Annotated in this window: 21 protein-coding genes and 1 pseudogene; 11 read left to right on the forward strand and 11 right to left on the reverse strand. The window is 59.8% G+C overall.

The window, feature by feature from the left end:
* Window positions 1–53 precede the first annotated feature (53 nt).
* Window positions 54–1256, forward strand: coding sequence for a glycosyltransferase family 2 protein (locus FZX09_RS11250; protein WP_226402891.1), 1203 nt, complete (start codon window positions 54–56; stop codon window positions 1254–1256).
* On the forward strand, window positions 1253–2050 hold the full coding sequence (locus tag FZX09_RS11255; protein WP_226402893.1) for a uroporphyrinogen-III synthase: 798 nt from the start codon (window positions 1253–1255) through the stop codon (window positions 2048–2050). The genes FZX09_RS11250 and FZX09_RS11255 overlap by 4 nt, the downstream gene beginning before the upstream one ends.
* Here FZX09_RS11255 and FZX09_RS11260 read toward each other — a convergent pair.
* Genes FZX09_RS11260 through zds form a run of 3 tightly spaced genes read right to left on the reverse strand, consistent with a single transcriptional unit; the run spans window position 2026 to window position 4410 of the window.
* The gene (locus tag FZX09_RS11260; protein ID WP_226402895.1) at window positions 2026–2544 is read right to left on the reverse strand and encodes a hypothetical protein; all 519 of its coding nucleotides are present in this window, start codon (window positions 2542–2544) and stop codon (window positions 2026–2028) included. The genes FZX09_RS11255 and FZX09_RS11260 overlap by 25 nt on opposite strands.
* Window positions 2507–2944: an SRPBCC family protein gene (locus FZX09_RS11265; RefSeq protein ID WP_226402897.1), complete on the reverse strand. Its 438-nt coding sequence runs from the start codon at window positions 2942–2944 to the stop codon at window positions 2507–2509. Before FZX09_RS11265 ends, FZX09_RS11260 begins: the two co-directional genes overlap by 38 nt.
* Window positions 2944–4410 (reverse strand): 9,9'-di-cis-zeta-carotene desaturase, encoded by a 1467-nt coding sequence (gene zds, locus FZX09_RS11270; RefSeq protein ID WP_226402899.1) that lies wholly within the window; start codon window positions 4408–4410, stop codon window positions 2944–2946. Before zds ends, FZX09_RS11265 begins: the two co-directional genes overlap by 1 nt.
* Window positions 4411–4480: 70 nt before the next feature.
* Between zds and FZX09_RS11275 the strand changes: the two genes are divergently transcribed.
* The 4 genes from FZX09_RS11275 to FZX09_RS11290 all read left to right on the forward strand — a co-directional run bounded on the left by FZX09_RS11275 (window position 4481) and on the right by FZX09_RS11290 (window position 6924).
* The gene (locus FZX09_RS11275; RefSeq protein ID WP_226402901.1) at window positions 4481–4873 is read left to right on the forward strand and encodes an iron-sulfur cluster assembly accessory protein; all 393 of its coding nucleotides are present in this window, start codon (window positions 4481–4483) and stop codon (window positions 4871–4873) included.
* Between the two features lie 49 nt (window positions 4874–4922).
* The gene (locus tag FZX09_RS11280; RefSeq protein WP_226402903.1) at window positions 4923–5342 is read left to right on the forward strand and encodes a hypothetical protein; all 420 of its coding nucleotides are present in this window, start codon (window positions 4923–4925) and stop codon (window positions 5340–5342) included.
* A 143-nt stretch (window positions 5343–5485) separates the two neighbouring features.
* The gene (locus FZX09_RS11285; protein WP_226402931.1) at window positions 5486–6655 is read left to right on the forward strand and encodes a lipid-A-disaccharide synthase-related protein; all 1170 of its coding nucleotides are present in this window, start codon (window positions 5486–5488) and stop codon (window positions 6653–6655) included.
* Entirely contained in the window at window positions 6652–6924 is a 273-nt protein-coding gene (locus FZX09_RS11290; RefSeq protein WP_226402905.1) for a hypothetical protein, read from the forward strand. The genes FZX09_RS11285 and FZX09_RS11290 overlap by 4 nt, the downstream gene beginning before the upstream one ends.
* Here the strand turns inward: FZX09_RS11290 and FZX09_RS11295 are convergent.
* Entirely contained in the window at window positions 6872–7801 is a 930-nt protein-coding gene (locus FZX09_RS11295; protein WP_226402907.1) for a TIGR01777 family oxidoreductase, read from the reverse strand. The two genes, FZX09_RS11290 and FZX09_RS11295, sit on opposite strands and share 53 nt — an antisense overlap.
* 81 nt (window positions 7802–7882) lie before the next feature.
* On the opposite strand from FZX09_RS11295, the gene FZX09_RS11300 reads away from it, so the two are divergent.
* Complete coding sequence (locus FZX09_RS11300; RefSeq protein ID WP_226402909.1) at window positions 7883–8137, forward strand: NAD(P)H-quinone oxidoreductase subunit O; 255 nt, start codon at window positions 7883–7885, stop codon at window positions 8135–8137.
* Here the strand turns inward: FZX09_RS11300 and FZX09_RS11305 are convergent.
* The 5 genes from FZX09_RS11305 to FZX09_RS11940 form a co-directional block, all read right to left on the reverse strand.
* Window positions 8116–10182 carry a glycosyltransferase family 39 protein gene (locus FZX09_RS11305; RefSeq protein ID WP_226402911.1) on the reverse strand — a complete coding sequence of 689 codons (2067 nt, stop codon included), beginning with the start codon at window positions 10180–10182 and terminating at the stop codon, window positions 8116–8118. The genes FZX09_RS11300 and FZX09_RS11305 overlap by 22 nt on opposite strands.
* Window positions 10179–10847, reverse strand: coding sequence for a J domain-containing protein (locus FZX09_RS11310; protein ID WP_226402913.1), 669 nt, complete (start codon window positions 10845–10847; stop codon window positions 10179–10181). The genes FZX09_RS11305 and FZX09_RS11310 overlap by 4 nt, the downstream gene beginning before the upstream one ends.
* The gene (gene cysK, locus FZX09_RS11315) at window positions 10844–11812 is read right to left on the reverse strand and encodes a cysteine synthase A (protein ID WP_226402915.1); all 969 of its coding nucleotides are present in this window, start codon (window positions 11810–11812) and stop codon (window positions 10844–10846) included. Before cysK ends, FZX09_RS11310 begins: the two co-directional genes overlap by 4 nt.
* A gap of 115 nt (window positions 11813–11927) precedes the next feature.
* Window positions 11928–13430, reverse strand: coding sequence for an iron uptake porin (locus FZX09_RS11320; protein WP_226402917.1), 1503 nt, complete (start codon window positions 13428–13430; stop codon window positions 11928–11930).
* 237 nt (window positions 13431–13667) lie between these two features.
* Window positions 13668–13796 carry a hypothetical protein gene (locus FZX09_RS11940; protein ID WP_255599850.1) on the reverse strand — a complete coding sequence of 43 codons (129 nt, stop codon included), beginning with the start codon at window positions 13794–13796 and terminating at the stop codon, window positions 13668–13670.
* Between the two features lie 68 nt (window positions 13797–13864).
* Between FZX09_RS11940 and FZX09_RS11325 the strand changes: the two genes are divergently transcribed.
* The 4 genes from FZX09_RS11325 to FZX09_RS11340 are packed head-to-tail and all read left to right on the forward strand — an operon-like array spanning window position 13865 to window position 19484.
* A complete protein-coding gene (locus tag FZX09_RS11325; RefSeq protein WP_226402919.1) occupies window positions 13865–15460 on the forward strand; it encodes a glycosyltransferase family 39 protein in 1596 nt (531 codons plus the stop codon).
* 23 nt (window positions 15461–15483) lie between these two features.
* On the forward strand, window positions 15484–16614 hold the full coding sequence (locus FZX09_RS11330; protein ID WP_226402921.1) for a glycosyltransferase: 1131 nt from the start codon (window positions 15484–15486) through the stop codon (window positions 16612–16614).
* Window positions 16577–18112 carry a glycosyltransferase family 39 protein gene (locus FZX09_RS11335; RefSeq protein WP_226402923.1) on the forward strand — a complete coding sequence of 512 codons (1536 nt, stop codon included), beginning with the start codon at window positions 16577–16579 and terminating at the stop codon, window positions 18110–18112. The genes FZX09_RS11330 and FZX09_RS11335 overlap by 38 nt, the downstream gene beginning before the upstream one ends.
* The gene (locus tag FZX09_RS11340; RefSeq protein WP_226402925.1) at window positions 18090–19484 is read left to right on the forward strand and encodes a DUF2079 domain-containing protein; all 1395 of its coding nucleotides are present in this window, start codon (window positions 18090–18092) and stop codon (window positions 19482–19484) included. Before FZX09_RS11335 ends, FZX09_RS11340 begins: the two co-directional genes overlap by 23 nt.
* A gap of 246 nt (window positions 19485–19730) precedes the next feature.
* On the opposite strand, the gene FZX09_RS11345 is transcribed toward FZX09_RS11340, so the two are convergent.
* Together FZX09_RS11345 and FZX09_RS11350 are read right to left on the reverse strand one after the other, a co-directional pair.
* Entirely contained in the window at window positions 19731–21245 is a 1515-nt protein-coding gene (locus FZX09_RS11345) for a glycosyltransferase family 39 protein (protein ID WP_226402927.1), read from the reverse strand.
* A gap of 173 nt (window positions 21246–21418) precedes the next feature.
* Window positions 21419–21969: pseudogene (locus FZX09_RS11350) on the reverse strand (hypothetical protein); the annotation flags it as partial.

Raw genomic sequence — 21969 nt, forward strand, 5'->3', positions numbered from 1 at the left:
AACCGCACTGGCCAACCGCATCTAATCTCGCGCCAACCTCAAGCCGCCCGGCCATGCTCAGCCTCTCGATGATCGTGCGCGACGAAGAGGCGCGTCTCGGAGAGTGTCTGCGCTCCGTGCAGGGCTTCGCCGAGGAGATGGTGGTGGTGGACACCGGCTCCACCGATGCCACGGTGGCCATTGCCGAGGCTGCTGGAGCAAGGGTTGAACAGATCACCTGGCCGGGTGACTTCGCTCCAGCCCGCAACGAGGCCCTGGAATTTCTCAACGGTGACTGGGTGCTGGTGCTGGACGCGGACGAGCAGCTGCGTGCTGAGGCCATCCCCGCACTCAAAGCCCTGATGGCCCAGCCCGATGTGCTGGTGATCAACCTGCTGCGCTACGAAGTCGGGGCCGCCATGGCGCCCTATTCCAGCGTCAGTCGTCTGTTCCGCCGCCACCCTTCGATCCGGTGGAGCCGGCCGTACCACTCGATGATCGACGACAGCGTTCGCACCCTGCTGGAGACGGAACCCCAATGGCGCATTGCCGATTGCAGTGAGCCGGCAATCCTTCATGACGGCTACCGACCTGAGCTGCTGGCCGGCAGCGACAAGGCGGATCGGCTGCGGAAGGCCATGGAAGACGACCTGAAGAACCGTCCCGGTGATCCCTACGCCAGCGCCAAGCTCGGGGGACTGTTGATCAGCGAAGGCAAGACCGAAGACGCCATTCCCTTGCTGCGAAGCGGTCTGAAGCAGTGCGCAACGGCCAGTGCCGAACGCTATGAGCTGCTGCTGCACCTGGGCCTGGCCCTGAGCCCCAGTGATCCCACCCAAGCGGTGAGCTGCTACCGGCAAGCCCTGGAGATCCCCCTGGACACGCGAGTGAGTCTTGGAGCGCGTCTCAACCTGGCAGCCCGACTGATGGAACAGGGAGACCTTGCGGAAGCCATCAGCCTTACCCAAACCGCCGCCCAGCGGGCTCCTGAAGTGGCCCTCGCCTGGTACAACCTGGGGTTGATGCAGCGGAGGCGCGGCGACCTCGCTGCGGCCCTGGAGGCCTATGGGCGCGCTCTCAGCCTGGATCCCAACAACGCCGAGTGCCATCAGAACAATGCTGTGGCGCAATTGCTGGGCGGCAACATCGACGCCGCTCGCAGCAGCTTCATCCGCGCCATCAACCTGCTTCAGGCTCAAGGAAGCGCCGACGCAGCTGAGCAACTGCGCGAGAAGGTGCGGGGGATCGTGAAGCTGGACGGGGAGGCTGTGGCTTGAGCCATCCCTTGCAGAGCCGAACGGTGATCGTCACCCGCGCGGCCGACCAGCAGGGGGCCGCGAGACAGCTGCTGGAAGAGCGTGGGGCAACGGTGCTGGACCTTCCGGCCCTGGTCATCGGACCACCCGACCACTGGGGCCCCCTGGATGATGCCCTCGAGGACTTGGAGAGCTTTCACTGGCTGGTGTTCTCCAGCGCCAATGGCGTGCAGGCCGTGGAGCAGCGGCTGCAGCGCCTCGGCCGTTGCCTGGCCCGACGCCCCGCCAGCCTCAAGATTGCGGCGGTGGGTCGCAAAACGGCGCAGGTGCTGGACGACCTTGGGGCAGCTGCAGATTTCGTGCCCCCGAGCTTCGTGGCCGACAGCTTGATCGATCACTTCCCAGTCTCGGGCTGGGGCCTCAAGATGCTTTTGCCACGGGTTCAAAGCGGTGGTCGCACCCTGCTGGCGGACGCCTTCGGTGAGGCCGGGGTAAGGGTGGTGGAAGTGGCGGCCTACGAGTCCGGCTGCCCCGCCGCGATGCCGGAGCCAACAGCAGTAGCGCTAGAGGAGGGCAGGGTCGATGCCATCGCCTTCAGCAGCGGGAAGACAGCGGAGCACACCGCGCAACTTCTGGAGCAACGCTTCGGCGCTGGGTGGGCTGAACGTTTGGAGGGGGTGAAGGTGATTTCGATCGGCCCCCAGACCAGCCGCAGCTGCCTCCAATGCTTCGGCCGGATGGATGCTGAGGCCAACCCCCACGATCTCGAAGGGTTAGCCGCAGCCTGCGCTCAGGCGATGCAGAAGGGATCCTGAGGCTCATCGTTCAGCGCCAGGCGAATGCAGCCGCGCGCCACATCGATGCTGAGCACCGACCATCCTGTCGGAAGCAGCACCGGAGCATCCTCGCCGCAGCGGCCATCGGAGACCATACAGATCACACCGCTACCGGTGGGGGTGGTCACCATGGCTCGTTTCTGATCTCCCACCAGCAGAACCCCCGTCAGGGTGAGGCCGGTCGTGGGGTCCTGATCATCCGCAGCCTCCATAGCAACCAGAGGGCCAAAGGGATCCTCCCGTCCGCCGGGGGCGGCCTGCTGCACCTCCTCAGCCGAAGGCAGAGGGATGAGACCAATCGGTGGAGCCGCCGACGCTGACGTTTCCGGCAGCGGCGCAGGTTTCACTGGCACCGGTGGCAGCACCGTGGCCGTTGGCGTTTCACCGCCACAGCCACCAACGACCACCAACACGGCAACAGGGGCAAGCCAGCGCTCAGCCGCCTGCTTCCACCAGGTCACGGAAACGGTCAAGGTTCGCCTGGAGCTCCTTGGTCACGATGCCCCCCAGGATGCTGGGTTCCATGAGCGGTGCCAAGACCCCAGGCAGTTCGTAGCTCACACTCAGCTTGACCACAGTGCGGTCATCGGCTTCGGGGTAGAAGCGGACAGCCCCTTTGGTGGGCAGCCCCCCCACCGATTCCCAGTGCAATTGCTGGGCTTCGACCCGCTGCGTGATTCGGGCTTTCCAGCTGAAGCGGAAGCCCTGGGCCGCCAAGGTCCAATCGGTGAGATCGGGATCCTCCAGGGGCTTAACCGATTCAATCCATCGCATCCAACGGGGCATCGCTTCGAGATCACTCCAGACCTCCCAGACCTTGGCGGCCGGTGCATGCACCTCGGAGGTGACCGTGTGTTCGAGCCAGCGTCCCATCAGGCCACCGCCGCGTTGGTCGCCAGCTTTGCAGGCTGATCGAGGATGGCAGCCGCTGCCAGATGACCGCTCATCGTGGCCCCCTCCATCGAATCGATGTAGTCCTGGCGGGTATAGCTGCCGGCCAGGAAGAAATTACGAATCGGCGTGCGCTGCTCCGGGCGGTAGGGCTCCATGCCCGGGGCTTCCCGGTACAACGACTGAGCCAGTTTCACCACGTTGCTCCAGGTGAGCTTGAGGTTGCAGGCCGAGGGGAACAGCTCGCGCACTTGGCGGTCGGTGTGGGCCACGATCTCATCCACCGACTTGGGAATCCAGGGATCACCTGGAGTGAGCACGCATTGGAGCAGGGAGCCTTCTCCCTCCTTGCGGTAATCCTCCGGGCTGGCCAGGGCCAAATCGGCAAAACAGCTGAAATCGGCATCAGCCGTGTACAGCAAGTTGTTGAGCCCCGTGGGTGTTGCCACATCCCGGCGCTGGGCTTCCTGGGCATCGCCCAGCTCAGTCACCCAGCCGTCGTAGCGGAGCTGAACGGTGGCCACGGGCACGGCCTCCAACTGATGAATCGCCTTGAACTGGGGGTAACGGTTCCAGGCCTCGGGCAGCAGTTTCTGAATCCCGGGAACATCACACGCGGCCAGGTAGGCGTCAGCCTCAACACGGATGTCTCCTTCGGGCGTTCCCAGCTGCAGGCCTGTGATCTCAGGGGATTCACCCTCGCTGTAGTCCACCTGCTTCACCCGGTGACGCAGATGCAACTTGCCTCCACGCTGCTGGATGTAGTCGAAGATCGGACCCGTCAGCCAGCGGTGGGGTGATCCCTTCAGCAGATTGAGCTTGGAGGCTTCCGTCTTGGCCGCAAACATCATGAAGATGGTGAGCATGCAGCGGGCGGAGATGGCCTCGCAGTCGATGAAGCCCAGGGCATAGGCAATGGGATTCCACATCCGCCGGATGCTTTCAGGGCTGCCGCCATGGCCCACAAACCAGTCCTGGAAACTGACGGAATCGAGAGCTCGGATGGTGCGCATCGCCCCCTCGTAATCCACCAGACCCCGCACGATCGGACTAGTACCCAAGGCCAGGGCATTGCGCAGCTTGTCGATCCAGCTGAGCTGCGGTGTGGTGAAAAACGCCTTGAGGCCGTTGAAAGGTGCACCGATGGGGAAGCGGAAATCCAGCTCCCGCAGATCACCTCCCTTGTTCACGAACAGGTGCGTGTGCTGCTTCGGCAGAAGGTTCTCGAACGCTCCCACCTTGCGCATCAGGGCAAAGAGGTTGGCGTAGTTGAAAAAGAAGACGTGCAACCCCATCTCGATGTGGTTACCGCCCTCATCCACCCAGCTGCCCACCTTGCCGCCCATGAAGGGGCGGGCTTCGTAGAGATTCACCTCATGGCCTGCATCCACGAGGTCAACTGCAGCGGAGAGGCCGGCGAGGCCGGAACCAACGATCGCGACCCGCACAAGATCTGGTCAACTAAGGCGACTCTATGTATGAGCGTTCATAGAGTGAGAGCACGAGCCTGCGTCGACCATGACTTCCACCCCCGATACCGCGCCGGCCCATACCGCCAAAGACGGCAAGGGCATCCTGATCACTGAACCGGCGATGCAGCAGCTCGCGAAGCTTTGTGGCGAACAGGGTGAGAACCAAGTGCTGCGCGTCGGGGTCCGCTCCGGGGGCTGCAGTGGCATGAGTTACACGATGGATTTCGTGCCCGCCTCAGACACCCTCGACGACGACGAGACCTACGAATACGTGGCCGCTGATGGCCAGAACTTCCGGGTGATCTGTGATCCGAAAAGCCTGCTCTACATCTACGGAATGCAGCTGGACTTCAGCACTGCCCTGATCGGTGGTGGCTTCAATTTCACCAACCCCAACGCCAGCCAGACCTGTGGCTGCGGCAGTTCCTTCGCCGTATGAGCGAAGCCGCGTGGGAATCTGAGGGGAGATCACTGCCCTCTCCCTGTTGATGGAGACTTCCCAGGACAACCTGTTTGAACAGGCCATGGCCCGCTATCAGGCCGGCGCCGCGGCCGAAGAGGTTCTGCCTGATTTCGCCCGCATCGTTGAAGCAGCTCCCCGCCAATCAGCTGGCTGGACCTGCCTGGCCTGGCTGCAGCTGCTTTGCGACCAGGCGGAGGAGGCGCTGCGGTCGGCACGTTTCGCCGTGAAACTCAACGGCCAGGACCCCCAGGCCAGGATCAATCTGAGCCTGGCGTTGCTGGAGACCCAATCCAAGGGCGTGCGCGACCACATCCAGGTGGTGCAGCAGGTGATGGCCCTGGCCCCAGAGGTGTCCAGTGAACTCAAGGCCTCGATCGCCGATGGGCTCGAGCGCAAACCCGGCTGGAAGGCCCTCGAAAAAGTGAAAGCCTGGCTTGAGCTCTGATCACAACGGACGCTCTGCCTGCCTGACAGACCCTGCATGACAGCCACCTGGACCATCAACCGCCTGCCGTCCCAGGTTCGCGTGCGGCCTCCATCGGATCGTTCGGATCCGAACACCTGGATGTGGTGAAGGGCACCCCGGCGATGGCACGCATCCTGCTTCTCAGCAATGGCCACGGCGAAGACCAGTCAGGCGCGCTGCTGGCCCAGGAGCTGCAGCAGAAAGGGCACAGCGTGCAGGCACTACCCCTCGCTGGGCTTGGCAGCCCCTATCGCAAAGCCGGAGTGCGGCTGCTGGGACGCAGCCATGAATTCAGCACCGGCGGCATTGGCTACACCAGTCTTCGCGGTCGCCTCACCGAGATCGTCCAGGGTCAAGTGCTGTATCTGCTCAGACGCCTGATCCGTCTGATCCGCTACCGGCATCACTTTGATCTGATCCTGGTGGTGGGGGATGTGATCCCCGTGATCGCGGCATGGCTCAGCCACCGCCCAGTGGCGACGTACCTGGTCGCCTACTCCAGTCACTACGAAGGGACGCTGCGCCTGCCCTGGCCCTGCGCCACTCTGCTGAAAAGTCGCCGGTTCAAAGCGCTTTACAGCCGCGATCAACGCACCGCCGAGGACCTCAGCAGGCAACTGCAACGGCCGGTGACCTTCCTGGGCAATCCCTTCATGGATTCGGTGCTAACAGCGGCACTCCCCCCGCCCACCAGCACGGCACGCATCGCTCTGTTGCCCGGCAGCCGCCGCCCGGAACTGGAGCAGAACCTGCAACTGCTGCTGCTGCTGATCGAGCTGCTACCCCGCACAGTTCACTGCAACGTGGATTTGGCCTTGGTGCCCAGCCTCGATGACAACAGCTTGCAGCGGCTCAGCGAACGATGCGGTTGGCATTTGGAGAGCGGAGTGCTGAAACGTGAGGGTGCCCGGGCGATCAACGTTTGCCGCGGGAGCTTCAGTGCCGTGCTGCAGCACAGCGACTTGGTGATCGGCATGGCGGGTACCGCCATCGAGCAGGCCGTGGGGCTGGCCAAACCGGTGCTGCAGGTACCGGGCCAGGGGCCTCAATTCACAGCAGCATTCGCTGAAGCCCAACGGCGCCTGCTGGGCCCCACGGTGTTCTGCGCCCCCGGAGAGGGTGGCAGCCGTGAGGCCTTGAAGGCCACAGCGGAGCTGGCCATGGCTCTGCTGGATCGTGCGCGAAGGGATCCTGGCTTGCAACAGCAATGCCAAGTGGAAGCCAAACGACGCCTCGGAGAAGCGGGTGGAGGCCCGAGAATGGCGGCAGCCATTTGCGCACTGCTTCCATGAGTGCCCCGTCAGAACCGGCCTGGAAACGCTGGCTCGACCGTCTGCTGATGGTGAATGTGCTGCTGGTGTTTATCGGAGCAGGAGTCTTCGCCGTTGCCGTGGTCAGACAGGGCCAAGGCGATGACTGGCTGATGGACCAGGTTCAGGTGTTGTGGCAACCCCTGTTCGCCCCAGCCATCAGCCTGCTGATCATGGCCGCCCTGGTGAGCGGCATCTTCAGCTGGTGGCAGCGGCGAGTGCTGAAGCCAGATCGGGGTAGCGGAAGCTGAAGTTCAGAGCATCAAGCCGCTCCGAAGCAACCTGCTGACCCTCCAACACCACCTTGGCGCCGTCCCCCAGCAGCACCTGCAGAACAGGGGCTGGCACCGGCAACAAACTGGGACGGCCCAGGCTGCGCCCCAACTGCTTGCAGAAGGCCGTCATGGACACCGGCTCGGGAGCCACGGCATTGATCACACCACTCCAGCTCTCGTCCTTCAGGGATTGAAGGATCAGAGCGCAGAGGTCACTGCGATGGATCCAACTCATCCACTGCCGGCCACTGCCGATCGGACCGCCAAACCCTGTGCGGAAAATCGGAAGCATTTTTCCGAGTGCGCCGCCGTCGGCGGCCAAAACAATGCCGATGCGCAAGGTCACCTGCCGAACCGCTGAAGGCACCGCCTCAGCCGCCGCTTCCCACCGCTGACACAAGCTCGCAAGGAAGTCGTCGCCCGGGTCGCTCGATTCGAGAAAACGCTTGTCCAGGCTGGATCCGTAGAAGCCAATCGCCGAGGCATTCACCAGCACCTTCGGTGGCGTTGCACAAGCCTTAATCGCCTTCACCAACTGAGAGGTCGTCTCCAGACGACTGGTTTCAAGCAACTGCCGGTGGGTCGGGCTCCAACGTTTTTCGGCAATCGGTTCGCCCGCCAGGTTGACCACCGCATCGGCCTGGTTGAGGGCATCCAACAACCCGGCGTCGGCCCAGGTGCTGCTGCTGGCGGGGTCGAACTGCATCCAGGTCAGTCGCCCATCCGCCCGTTCAGCGTCATAGCCACGGGCCAACCGGCGGCTGACCACCGTGAGCTGATGCCCGGCCTGGAGCAGGAGCGGCAGGAGCTCACGGCCAACAAAACCAGTGCAGCCAAAGAGCAGCAGACGCATGAAAGCGGTGGTGGTGCGGCTGGGAGGCTAAGGGGTTTGTGGGCGAATGGTTTTAGCCTGGTGCCATCACCTTCCCCTGCCATGGCCGAATCCGACGTCGCTGCCCCCGCCAAGGCCAAGCCTGCTGCGCTGCGCAAAGGTGCTTTGGTCAAGGTAAACAAGGCCGCCTACAGCGCCAGCCTTGAGGCCTCTGCCAGCGACCCCACGGCCCCCGACTACATCTTCGAAGGCCCCGGTGAACTGCTGGTGGTGAAAGGGGACTACGGCCAGGTGCGCTGGAACCGTCCCGTCCCCGACGTGTGGCTGCGGATGGATCAGCTGGAACCCTGCTCCTGATCCTGCTCTTGTTTGGAGGCGGGCTCCAGGGCCTCCTCCACGGAAGTGACGGCCGCTCGAACTGTCGTAATGGCGGCGGGGATGCGCCAAACAGCACCGGACAGCACGCCGCTGAGATCACCAAGCGCCGCCAGTACGGGATTCGAAACGCTGGCCCCATCCGCAGCAACGGCGGCCTGCCAGGGGTTCAAACCCGCCAAGCTCACCACACTGCGGTAAGCCGCTGGCCAGGGGTTATCGGGCAACAGCCGTTGCAGAGCCTCGAACTGCTCTGCTGCCTGAGCCGGGCGGTTTTCCAACACCGCCAGCAGAGCAAGGGTCCAACGCGGTTTTACCGCCTCCGGATCCTGGGCCAAGGTCTCCAGGGCCTCAGAACGCACCGGCTCGCGATAGCTGAAATGCCCATCGAGCATGTGCTCCTGCCCCACCACAGCGAATACCGGATCAAGCCCCACCGGCCCTGCCGCCAAGCCAGCGGCGAGATCGGGGAAACTCTCCGCGAAGGAGGGGCCTGAAATTGGATGCGTCGCGCGGCGGCGCCAGAGGGAATAACTTCCGCCCCGGGAACGCTCAAACTGATGCACCAGCTCGAACACACCACTGCTGCGCACTGCTTGATCCAGCCGTCGTGCGGCTTTGCGCACCGATCCCTGATTTCCTTCCGCTAACACCACCCATTCCGTCCGTGCCAGCACAGGCTCACGGTCTTGGAGGCTGCCCCCCAGCTGCCGGCCAACGGTCCGTCCTCCGTGGCGACGACCGTAAAAACTGACGTTGTGCTGGTTGAGGTCGGAGGTGCTGGGCACGACGATCAAGGTGGCAGGAGGAGTGCTGGGGTCTGCACCACCGGCAGCCTTCACCACAGCCTCCACCGGGCCATGGGGCCGATTCTCAAAACGTTGGAGCTGATGGGTCCAGCCCGCCGGAAGACAAGCCATAAGACCGGCACCGAAGAGGGGCCAGACCAAGCCGGGACGCTGGGCCTTCAACCAATGGCCCCACTGCAACCAACCCCGGGCCAGGAGCAACAACATGGAGGGGATGACAGGCGTGATGTAGCGGTCGCCTTTGTTCGGACTCAGCGTGGTGAGCACCCAAGCCGCCAACAAATTGATCAAAAGCCAGCGCCAAGACCATGGATCGTCTGTGGAGTGCTGCTGACGCTGCCAGCACCAAAGCAGCAGCCCCGACAAGCCCACCACCAGCAGCACGCCGCCCAACTGCTCCGGCAACAAGTTGGGATACCACAGCCAACTGGCCAGGCTGAGCACGCCGGGATCCCCTTCCCGAGACGCCGACTCGAACACAGCCCGGTTGGTGCCCCCGAGACTGGTGATCCAGTTGTGACGCAACCAGGGGCCGATCAGTGCCGCTGTGAGCAGGGGCAGCAACATGGCCTGCCGCAACCAGGAACCACCCCGCCGCAACGCGATCCCAGCGGCCCAGAGTCCTGCAGGGACAAGCACCAACAGAGCGCTCTGCTTCACCAGCACCGCAGCAATTGCTGCCAGGGTGCATCCCCAGGCCTGCCCCCAGCGGCCACCGTTTTTGGGATCGCACCAGACCCCGAGACGCCAGATCGCCAAACTGCAAGTGGCGACTAGGGCCATCTCCAGCACGTAGTCCGTGCGCAGATCCAGAAAGGCTGGCGTCAATGCCGCCAACAGGCAGGCGATCAGGGCCACGCCATCCCCCTGCAGGCGCCGTCCCCAGCCCGCCATCACCACCAGGAGCAACCCGTTCCAAAGACTGAGGCTCCAGGCCGCCTGCTCTGGAGCATCTCCAGTGATCGCCATCACACTGCCGTTCACAAGAGAGGCCAATGGCGGAATTTTTGGGGAAAGATCCAGCAGCGCCTGCCAACCCCGCCAAGCGCCACCGGGCAGCAGCCCCAAAGCGCGGCCATGGTCCATGGCGCTGTTGAGGTAGTCGGCCTGATCCCAGGCAGGAACACCGGTTTGCAGGTTCCACCACAGCCGATCCACCAGAGTGGAGAGCACCCAGATCAGGGCCACCAAAGCCCAGAAACGCCAACGCTGTTTCACACGATCTCCAAGCGACGCCGTTCATCTTGGAGCCGCTTGCGTCGCTGCTTGGCCTCCCGCAGCATCTCGCGACCATCGTGGAGATACCCATCCACATAACCCATGGTGTAGCGCTCCAGTTCGGCCAGAGCGTCCTCCACTTCCGAAAGGCAGTGGTACAGGCTCAGACCAAAACCACGGGCCGAGGCCGGCGTTGGCAATGACTGGAACAGTTGCTTGACCTTGTCCATCCGCCGTCCGCTCGACTCGAGATAGCTGCAGAACGCCTCCATCAGCTCCTCGTCGTAGGGATCAGCCGACAGTGCCTTGAGTTGCTTGGGGAAAGGATTGATGACCTCACCGAGCATGCGATCGATGGGGGCGTAAACCCGCCGCAGCCACTCCACCAAGACATCATCCTCAGCCACAGCACGGTCGTGGACGCGGCTGGCCCGGCGCAGCTCCGTCGGCGATGCCGCTCGGCCCGGCCCGGGCCGCGCGCGATCAAAGGCCTTCCGGCGCTCGGCATCGCCGAGAACTTCCCAGGCGGCATTGAGGGCCAGCATCCGCTGGTCGTCGCCACCGGCATCGGGGTGGTGCTGCTTCACCAGCTGGCGGTAAGCCACTTTGATTTCAGCGTTGCTGGCGGTGCTGCTGACACCAAGCACGGCATAGGGGTCGCTCACAGCTGGCCATCCCTCCGGGCGGGGAGCTGGGACGCAGCACTGAACATTGGGGTGGAAAGGTAGCGCTCGCCATAACTAGCCAGCATCACCACCAAGCGTTTGCCCGCCATGGCGGGATCTTGGCCCACCCGCAGGGCTGCGGCCATGGCTGCTCCACTGCTGATGCCGCAGAGCAGACCCTCCTCCCGGGCCAGGCGCCGGCCCACCTGCATCGCTTCCTCATCGCTCACCGTGAGGATCGAATCAATCCGATCCAGTTCCAGCACCGCAGGCACAAAACCAGCCCCAATCCCCTGGATGCGATGGGCCCCAGGAGGCTTCCCAGACAGCACTGCACTGGCTTCGGGCTCCACAGCAATCACCTGAAGCTGCGGCTGGCGCTGTTTCAACAAACGGCCACAACCGGTGATGGTGCCACCGGTGCCCACCCCCGCCACAAAGGCATCGATCTGGCCCTCGGTATCGCGCCAGATCTCCTCCGCCGTGGTGCGTTCATGCACGGCTGGATTGGCAGGGTTGTCGAACTGCTGCAGCAGATAGGCGTTGGGAATCTCATCCACCAATTCCTTGGCCAGCGCGATGGCCCCATTCATGCCCTGGGCACCGTCGGTGAGCTGCAACTCGGCGCCGTAGGCCCGCAACATCGAGCGACGCTCCGTGCTCATGGTGTCCGGCATGGTGAGAATCAGCCGGTAGCCCCGGGCCGCCGCCACCATGGCCAGGGCGATCCCGGTGTTGCCGCTGGTGGGCTCCACCAGCACCGTTCGACCGGGAACGATCGTGCCGGCCTGCTCCGCCTCCAGCACCATGCCACTGGCAATGCGGTCTTTGACCGAGGCGGATGGATTGAAACTCTCCAATTTGGCCAGGATCTCGGCCTGGCAGCCGCAGGTCTGGGGCAGACGGTTTAAGCGCACCAGGGGCGTGCCACCGATCAAGGCCGTGATATCAGGAGCAATGCTCATAGCTGCAGCTTGCCCGCAGATGGGCCATAAAAAAAGCCCTCCTATGCGGAGGGCTTGTTCTGTTTGTGTGTGAAGAAGGGTGTTCTTGAGGCCCAACCGAAGTTGGACCAAATGATCAGAACTTGAAGACGGTCTGGAGGACGGCACCGAACTGCTCCTTGCCAGATACACCCTGGGAGGAGTTGGACTCAGGCAGATAGAAGATTGCCGGAATCATGGTGATGTTCTTGGAGACCTTGTACTTCAGAGAGGCTTCCCAAGCGAGCTCGGGAGCATCGGGATCAGTACCGTCTTGGGACTCAACGTACAGGGGAGCACCAAAACCAACAGCCAGGCTGTGGGGAGTATTGGCGACTTTGTCCCACTGCAGACCAACCATCCAAGTTTGGGCCTCGTCGACGGTGCTTCCTTCGAGATCAGACCAGCCATAAGCAAGGCTGACGGAAGGAATGAAACCTGTCTCTTCAGGCTTCCAGAAGCCGTTCAGAGCAAAGTTCTGAGAATCGACGTTGTCACTTCCGCAGCTCTGCTTAACAGCCTTGTAGGCAGTGCCGAAGCCTGCGCCACATTGGCCATAGCGGTAGCCAAGGGCCGCGCCCCACTCCTTAGTGCCGTAACCCAGCTGGGCAGTGGTGTTGCCCTTGGATTTAGCAGTGAACATGCCTTTACCAGAGCTGGCCTGCTCTCCGTCATCAGCGACGTAGTTCAAGGCAGCAGTCAGGCGAGGCTCACCCTTGGCAACTTTTTGCTTCCAGATCAGACCAACGAGACCGCCGGTCTCTTTGTTGTAAACGTTGCCAGCACCGAATTGACCACCGAACATATTCAGGGTCTTCACCGTGTAGGCCGTGGGCTTCATGCCCAGGCTTTCGGTGTTACGAGCCATAGGACCAACGATGGCCGTCAGACCTGAACCCACAGGGAACTTGTAGTACAAGCGATCAAGCTTGAAGGTGTTGCCGGACATACCGGAAACATCCAGCTTGCGGAAGCCACCAGAGAAAGCAGCGCCATCCTTCATGTTGCCTGCACGCAGGCGAGCAAACAGAAGATCCTTACCGGTGAAGGAAGTCTTCAGGCCGAGGCGGTAGTCGTAGGAGAAGCTGAGCGCGTCGTCGTCAGCTTGAGCGTCGGAAGCCTCAGAATCCATGAAGCCAGTCACAAAGGTGGCTTTACCTTTGAGCTTGGTGGTGGTGGAGAACTGGGTTGCTTCCAGTTCGCCAACGCGGGCCTCGAGGCCGTCAACGCGACCCTTGACGATGGCCATCTCGGTTTCGAACTCAGCCATCAGGCGACGCAGCTCGTCGGTCACTTCGGTGACGCGATCGAGACAGGCGTTCAGCAGGGCAGCCGCTTCGTAGCGGGTCATGGCACGGTTGCCACGGAAGGTGCCGTTGGGGTAACCGGCGACGCAGCCGTAGGTCTCAACCAAACCAGCCAAAGCCTGATAGGCCCAGTCGGTGGGGTAGACGTCGGAGAACTGGGAGACGCTGGTTACCTGATCAGCGGAAGCCGCGTAATCAGAAACGCCGTTGATGTTCAGCTCGGCGGCATTGGCGCCGGTGGCCAGAAGGCCAAGGGCGGCAGGAGCCACCAGCAGTTGCTGGAAAAGCTTCATTTTGGATTCCTCACACAGGAAATTGGCGCTACTACGCCAAACCGGATTTTGAGGGCTGGTCACTCGTTATCCAATGCAGCTTGTGCCGGTACTTACATCGACATGTATCAGCAGATACCGTTTGCATCTCAGCGGATTCTCTCTAAATAAACGATGCCCCCGCCCGGAGGTCCGGACGGGGGCTCTCGCCGGGTCCACTTTTGCCGCGGAACCGGATGATCAGTCAGAAGGCGCCGTTCAGCCGGCGTTCTCCGCGATCAGCAGACCCTGGATCAAACAACTGGAAATCATGGACACCTCCTCCTGAAGGATTGTGAATGCCGGCAACGCCTTCGGAGTTGTGCCCACCTCCCGAAGGAAGCTCACACCTCTCCACGCCACTGCATCCTGAACACAAGGACCATACTCAGTTTTTAATCAGATGAGAGCCACCCATGCGCTCCGGCTCAGCTCCTGACGCAGCACCCTGGATCGCATTGGTGGGACTTGGATTGGCCGCCGCCGTTCTGGCCCTAATCGGCCTCGGCGATCTCCCTTTGCGGGACTTCGATGAAGCCACCGTGGCCCGGGTGTCCCTGGAATTCCGCCACGGACTCGGAGAAGCCCCGTTGCTGCCAACCCTCTGGGACAGGCCTTACCTCAACAAGGCCCCTGGTCTGCACAGCCTGATCGCCCTCGTGATCGGAGCAACAACCCAACCCGACCAGCTCCCTTCAGAGTGGACGATCCGTCTGGCACCGGCCTTGCTGTCGTGCCTGGTGGTGCCCCTTGGAGGCTGGCTGCAATGGACGCTGCGGCCTGGGGATCGCTCCAGCGCCCTCGCCACCAGCGTGATTCTGCTGACGTTGTTGCCGGTAGCCCGACACGGACGTCTGGCCATGCTGGATGGCACCCAGCTGTCTGCCATGGCTCTGCTTTGGCTGGCCCTGCTGAAGCTCAACTGCAGCCGAACCAGCGCACTCTGGGGGGCCGTCGCCGGCCTGATGGCCAGCGCCATGCTGCTGCTCAAAGCCCCGCTGCTGATGCCCGCGGCAGTGGCCGCCGGTTTGGCACTGACCTGGGGCCAGGAGTGGAGATGCTGGAACAACAGATCGGCAGCCCTTATCGGAATGCCGCTGGGCCTGGCACCGGGGATCGGCTGGCATCTCTGGCATGCCCACATCCGAGGCAGCGAAGCGCTCTGGCTCTGGGGCGGTGATGGCGCTGGGCGGGTTCTTCTGGATGCTGGCGAGGGCAGTGATCTGGGCTGGCGGGTCCCGGTGATCGAAGTGCTGGAGGGAGGATGGGCCTGGCTGCCGCTGCTGCCCTTCGCCCTGGTCTGGGCCTGGCGGTGCCGTCAGAGCCGTTGGGGCCGTTGGTCTCTGTCCTGCCTGCTCACTTTGGCCGGGGCCATTCTTCCCCTGCGCACCCAGCTCCCCTGGTACAGCCATCCTCTCTGGCTGCCCATTGCTCTCCTCTGTGCTCCGCTGCTCGCTTGGCTGGTGGAGCAGCCCTCTTCTTCGTCGAATTCAGCTGGCAATCCAAAGCCCCCCTGGCGCTGGTTGCTGATGCAGCTTCCTTCGTTCTGGTGCGGACTCGGACTGCTGCTCCTGTTGCTTTGGCTGAGCAGCTTCAGCAGCATCGGCAGCGGCCTTGCGCCCTACCGCAGCCTGGCGGTTGTACTGGGCCTCGGCTGGTGTATGGGCGGATGGTGGCTGCGCTCTGGCGCACCACAGCGACGACAACTGGGGGTGATCTGCCTCAGCTGCGGCAATGTGGCAGCCCTGACCCTGCTGTTTCACTCCCCCCTGTGGTTGTGGGAGCTCAACGAAACCTGGCACGTAGAACCTGTGGCAGCCCTGGCCAGAGCCAACCCTGGAAGCGAGATCAGGCTGAGGGGTTACGACGAACGTCCCAGCCTGAACTGGTATGCCGAACAACGCATTCAGCGCTTCAAAGGTGGCCCAGGCCGCCGTCTCAGCGACAAGACCCAGAAGGACTGCATCACCGAAGGCCAGGCGGGGCGATGGACCCTGTCCAACTGTCGGTAACCTGAGCCCGACTGGAGCCCACTGTGTCGTCCACCGCGGAACGTGAAGGAACGACAAGCCAAAGCGGCCTGTCCATCGTGTTGCCCACCTTCAACGAGGGCGGTTCCATCCGCCAGGTGATCGAATCCCTGCTGCACCTAGGGACAGATCTTCCGCTTGAAATACTTGTCGTTGATGACGATTCCCGCGATGGCACCCCTGATCTGGTTCGCGCCCTTGCCCGCCAAGACCCCAGGATCCGGATCATCCAACGGGTGGGACGCTCCGGACTGGCCAGCGCCATCAAGGAAGGCTTGATCGCAGCCCTCTATTGCACCGCTGTGGTGATGGACAGCGATGGCCAGCACGAACCTGCCTCCGTTGAAGAAGCCGTGCAGCTGCTAAATCGAGAGGGACTGGACCTTGTGGCGGGGAGCCGCTTCCTCGACCACTCCGAAATACGAGGCCTCAGCGATCGACGCACCGATGGCTCCAACCTTGCCAACCGTCTGGCCCGTTGGAGCCTGCCAAGGTCATACCGGCACGTCACCGATTGCATGAGCGGCTTCATCGTGCTGCACCTCAACCGCTGCCTGCCGCTGGTGCGTCAAGTGGATGTGAACGGCTTCAAATTTTTCTATGAACTCCTGGCCATCAGCCGCGGGCGCTTGCAGGTGGGAGAGATTCCTCTGCGCTTTCAGCCGCGGCTGCACGGCAGCTCCAAACTCGATCTCGCCGTCCTCTGGGACTTTGTCGTATCTTTGATTCACACCGCAACCCTGCGACTGCTTCCTCGGCGGGCGATCAGTTTCGGGCTTGTGGGCGCCTCAGGCGTGGTGGTGCAGCTGCTGTCCACAGCACTGCTAATGGGCCTGTTCAACCTGGCGTTTCAGCAAGCACTTCCAGTGGCCGTGATCACCGCCGCAAGCTCGAACTATCTGGTAAACAACGCTCTGACCTTCCGCGACCGACGCCAGAGCGGACGTCAACTAATCCAGGGGTTGCTGAAATTCCTACTGGTGGCATCTCTGCCCGCGCTTGCCAACATTGGCCTTGCCACAAGCTTTTACAAGCTGATACAGGACCATGCCCTGTGGGCTCAACTGGTCGGGATTGTGGTCGTCTATGTCTGGAACTATGCGGCCTCATCCCGCTTTGTCTGGAACAATCCCTAGGCCGGCCTGGCTACCCATCGGCCTGGGAAGCCTGCTGCGGCTGGTGCAGATCTGGATGCCGGTGCTGGGGGTCCACAGCTGGAGGCAGGCCGACACCGCCGCAATGGCAAGACATTTCGCTGAACAAGGCACCCCCATTTGGCTTCCACAAATCGACTGGGGCGGTGCAAGCGCCGGATTCGTGGAGTCGGAGTTTCCCATCTACCCCTTTCTGGTGAGCCGCCTTTATGCGCTGGTCGGCCTTCACGAGTGGCTAGGCCGCGGTCTGTCGGTGCTCTGCAGCGCCTTGACCATCTGGCTGGTGATGCGCTTTGGCCGGCGTTGGTTCAACCCCCAAGCTGGGTGGTGGGGGGGTCTGGTCTTTGCCATCGCACCTTTGGGGGTGTATTTCGGGCGCGCCTTTCAAGCCGAAGCCCTATTGCTGCTCTGTGCCGCAGGGGCCCTGGAGAGCCTGAGCCTCTGGAATGAACGACGGTTGCCCTGGTCCATGGGCTTGAGCTGGTTGTGCTTCACAACTGCCGGGCTAATAAAAGTGATCCCCCTGCTCTGGCTGGGGCTACCCCTGCTGATGGTTCAGCTCAGCTCCAATCCACAAGGCCAGGCCCCACCCCTTCGCACCCTGCCTGGCCGGGTACTTCGCCTGCTGAAATATCCGGGCTTCTGGCTGTACATAGGCACCAGCCTGTTGACGATCGCTAGCTGGTACTGGCATTCCCATCAACTGGGCCAAGCCAGTGGTCTGAGCTTCGGTTTCTGGGGATCGGGAACCGATCGCAGCAGCATCAGTCTTCTGCTGGACCTCAACGGCTGGATCAACCTCCTGCTGAGGGTGGGCCTTCGTGTTCTGGTGTTGGTGGGAGTGCCGTTCCTGCTGATCGGCTTCAAATCAAGCTGGTGCAGCGCGGGTGGGCAAATCGCCATCAGCGGCGTAGTTGGAGTGCTGCTCTGCACAATCGCCACCATGCGTGCAAGCACAGTTCACGAGTACTACCAACTACCGCTGCTGCTGTTCAGCTCCCCATTAATCGGCTTGGGCTGGCAAACCTGGTACAAACAAAGGCCCCGCTGGCAGCCTCGATCATTGCTATGCCTTGCCCTGGCGGTAAGCCTCACAGTTCTCTCAGTGGATTACTGGGCTCTGGAGTATCGCCAGCGAGAGGCGTGGATGCCGTTAGCCCTCACCATCCGCAGGGATCTGCCCAGCGACGCGCGGATTGTGAGTATTACCAGCACCGATCCCACTCTGCTCAACCTGGCTCGCCGTCAGGGCTGGCTGATCTCCAGCAAACACCTCACACAAGAGCAATTGCAGCACTGGAAACATGCTGGAGCCAGCCATCTGGCCGGCAGCTTCGTGTGGGACAACACCTACCGACCGATGCCGGAACAGCAGCAACAGCTCCTGCAGGAGATGGTGGACGCAAGCCCACGCGCCTGGGTGGACCCGCGCAGCAAGACCTACCTGATCCCGATCGATGATCTCCAGTCCGAGCAATGACTCCCGGCGATCGCGCCCGCAGAGCTGCCCCCCGCTGCTGATAGTCCTGTCTGTAGGGCTAGGTCTGCTGCTCTGGGGCATCACGGCGGCACGCCATGGCCTGCTGCAAAGCAATGCCTACGACCTGGGGCTGTTTGATCAGTGGGCCTGGCTGATCGGCTCAGGGGCAGCGCCCATCTCCTCGATGGAGCATGTGCATGTGATGGCCGATCATGGCGCCTGGATGCTCTATCTGGCGGGCGGGGCCTATCGAATCCTGCCGAGCATCCATTGGCTCCTGGCCAGTCAGGCACTGGCCCTGAGCATCACTGCGGTGCCGATTTGGTGGCTCACACAGCAGGCGGGTTTGGGACCTCGGCAGTGCTGGCTGGTCTGCGCACTGTGGTGGCTGCAGCCGGTGGTGTTCAACGCCGCTCTGTTTGATTTTCACCCCGAAACCTGGGTGATGCCCGCCTTCGCTCTGGCGCTCTGGGCCGAGCGCAACAGCCGACCCCAGATCTGGTTTGGCTTGCTGCTGCTAATGCTGGGCTGCCGCGATGGCTTGTTACTGATAATCGCTGGCATGGCCATCGATCTTGCTTACCGGCGGCGTTGGCGCTGGAGCCTGGCGGCCTGGGGCCTGAGCATCGGCTGGCTGCTGATGCTCAGCCGTTGGCTCTACCCACTGCTCCGGGATGGGGAAGGCCCCAAAGCCGCATCGCGAATGTTCAACCATTTGAACGGCGATCCGCTCACGGTTCTCAGTGGCCTGGATTGGGCCGGAGGAGCTGAATATCTGCTGCTGCTTTGCCTGCCCTGCATCGCCCTGTGGCGTCGGACCTCGCTCAGCACGTTGCTGATCGGACTTCCGCTGGTGCTGGTGAATCTGCTCTCGGCATCCGCGAGCTACCGCACCCTTGTGCATCACTACAGCCTGCCCCTGGCACTGGTGGCCGTGGTGGCCTGCATCGATGGCCTGCAGGAAAAAGCCCAGCCCCAGCGGAGCTTTCCCTGGATGCTGTGCTGGGCGGTGGCCTGTTGGCTGGCGCTGGCCAAGCCCTGGTTCTTCTCCGGGCCCTACCTGACGCGAGTGCCCCAGCTAAAAGGCGTTGGTGAAGCGCAGGCTCTGATCCAACCGGAAGACGCCGTGCTCACCACGAGCTATCTGGTTCCACAGTTCAGCCAACGGATCAACGTCGGCTTCCCGAAGACCAAACAGGTCATTGCGGAGTGGAACGTGCTGCTGCTCAATCCCAATGACCCAGGCTGGGGTTCGAGCCGAACAATCCAGGAAAGCTTACTTGCTCAAGCGAAGGCAAGGAGCTGGACATGCCGTAGCTGGCTTTCGGGACTGGTGCTGTGTCGAGAACAAGCAGTTTCAAATCATGAGTGACATCACCGCGGGAATAAACACATCTGCATTTCACCAAAAGCAACAAGTGATTCAAGAAATCGAATAAACCCCTGCCATAGGCCCAAGAAGTTGAAGGCAAGAGAAAAACAAAGACTCAAACAACATCTCCTACGACGCAAAATCAAACGACGAAAAACTCGATCGCACATCATTCTTGGAATAAAAAAGAAGGAGATCCAAGCCAGAGCAGATATTGTTGAAAAAAGATTATCACCAAATTCCTTCTTACCTAAAGTAAGTTTTCTCGAACAAGCCATTGGCAAATTGTTGCGATAATTTGTCTTTCGCTTCGCCAGGAATAACTAAGCACTTCTTCGAAAAGGACCGAAGATCTTTCGACCCATCCAATACATAGGACTTGTCTAAGTAAAATTTCAAAACAGTCAAATCTTTACTAGACAAACCATAGAGATACACACCAGACGAACGGCACTCAGCATTTATCACACTAGCTAACGACTTTAGTTCTTTATTAGTACTCCATATCAGACCTCCTCCCGCCAAAGCAGAAAGAGACAAAAACTGAGAGACAAAAATCACAAGAAATAATGCAAATGGAGTCACCTTTTTCAGAAAAAGTATTTTAAGACTAAAAGTACAAAAACACAATAACGAGCAAACAAGCAGAACGAAAAATGCAAAATAAATCGAGGCCTCTATTACACCTCCTGGTCGCAATAGATAAATCAGACAAGCCCCCAGCAAATAAAGGAGCCCTAAGAAGGCAATAAAATAAGCCTCAAACTTAAATTGTCGACTCTTTGAAGAAAGATCTATACGGGCTATATTTAAAGCAAAGAAAGGAACAAGTGGAATCAAATAATGATAATGCCTCGTACCCATCAATGATAATGTTGATAGATATATCAGCGGAAACAACACCGCAAGAGAATTGATCTCACTTTTCAACGAAGCAAAAACTGACGGCGATAGACCCTTTTTTACAGATTTAGCATTCGAAAGAATAATAAGAAATAGAGGAAAAGTAAGGAGTAAAGCCCTCGAAAAATAGAAAGAAATACTCGGGAATGCTCCGAATCCAGTCGCACCAACCTTCTTAGAGGCAAAAGAAAATAACGACAGCAGTCCAGCGCTGCCATGATCAATAAAAACAGCATGTAAGTTTAACAGCAATGGGAAAGAACCCAAAAGCACACCAAAAAAAGTCCAGGCCCAAAAAGATACAGATTTATAGTAGTATCGAGAAAGAATCAACGGCACCAACGAAATGATAGGGATAAGCGCAACAAAACTGCGCACAAAAAAAGCCAGGGAAATGCATACCCCAAGGCCAATCATTTTTAAGCGGCTTGACAAATAAGATGACTCATTTATTGATACCAAGAAATGTACCTGGGCAATTACAATCAAAACAAAAAACATATCCGGACCTGATGTGCGCGAATATTGAAAGTAAAGAGGTGTAGCCAACAATGCCAATGACGCAACAAAAGATCTGCGCGAATTAAAGTATCGCCGCGAGACAAAGTAGAATAAGCTTGTGGCAATTATTGCCGATAAAATACTCGGCAATCTAGCTGCCCAATCGCTGACACCAAAGAGCTTAAAGCTACTCGCAATTGGCCAGTATGATCCAACTGTCTTATGATGAGGAGTTAAAAATGGTGAAAGCCAATCCCCAGACTCGAAAAGAAGTTTGGCTCTTCTTGCGTATAAACCCTCATCGTGAGCAACCAAGCTTTGCGTATCGAACCAAAATAGAGTTATGAACGAGATCAACAGCAAGATAAATATAATTAGAACATGGCAGTGCGTCTGATGTTTCATTGATCTTAGATGGGTAGCATTTTCTTTGAAAATATCTTCTTGGATTAGCAAAATCTAATTGCTACAGCAATTCTCATCGAATACCTCCAAGAAATTTATTTTTCGGCTTGACCTCCTGGAAAATATCATATCCTTCGTACTTCATAGAGATAATAGCGTTCAGGTTCATTATAGGATCGCAGAAACTGCTTAATAAAGCTGATCGTGAATCCCTCAGAGAGCCGCAAATCTACAGAATGAAAGCTATCACCCAGATCTGAACTTTTACTTAAAATCACAAGAAGTGAGTCTAAATTTTTATTCTTTTTCATATAATCTAAGATATGGTTTAATGAATCCTCTCGGCGCAAATTTGAATCTCTATTTATCCACTCTGTAAAAGTACCTCTTCTTTTTAATTCTGGATAATGAATCGAAGACCCAAGATAGCCCGACACAGAAGTCACTTCGACATCTCTAGTACCAAACAATGGCCAATTAGAATATTCCGAATTTCTTATAAATTCAGCAACCTCTTTGCTAGCAGAGTAAGGGTAAACTAAATCAAGCGAGACGCGATGTATTCCGGCAAAAAAATGTATCGAAAGAATAAAGACAATAAAATAAGAAAAATAGAAGTTTGATTTATGCTCGAATGTATCGCTCACAGGTTGTACCTCTATCGACAACATACCCC

Source organism: Synechococcus sp. MU1643 (genome assembly GCF_020514095.1).
GTDB lineage: Bacteria > Cyanobacteriota > Cyanobacteriia > PCC-6307 > Cyanobiaceae > Parasynechococcus.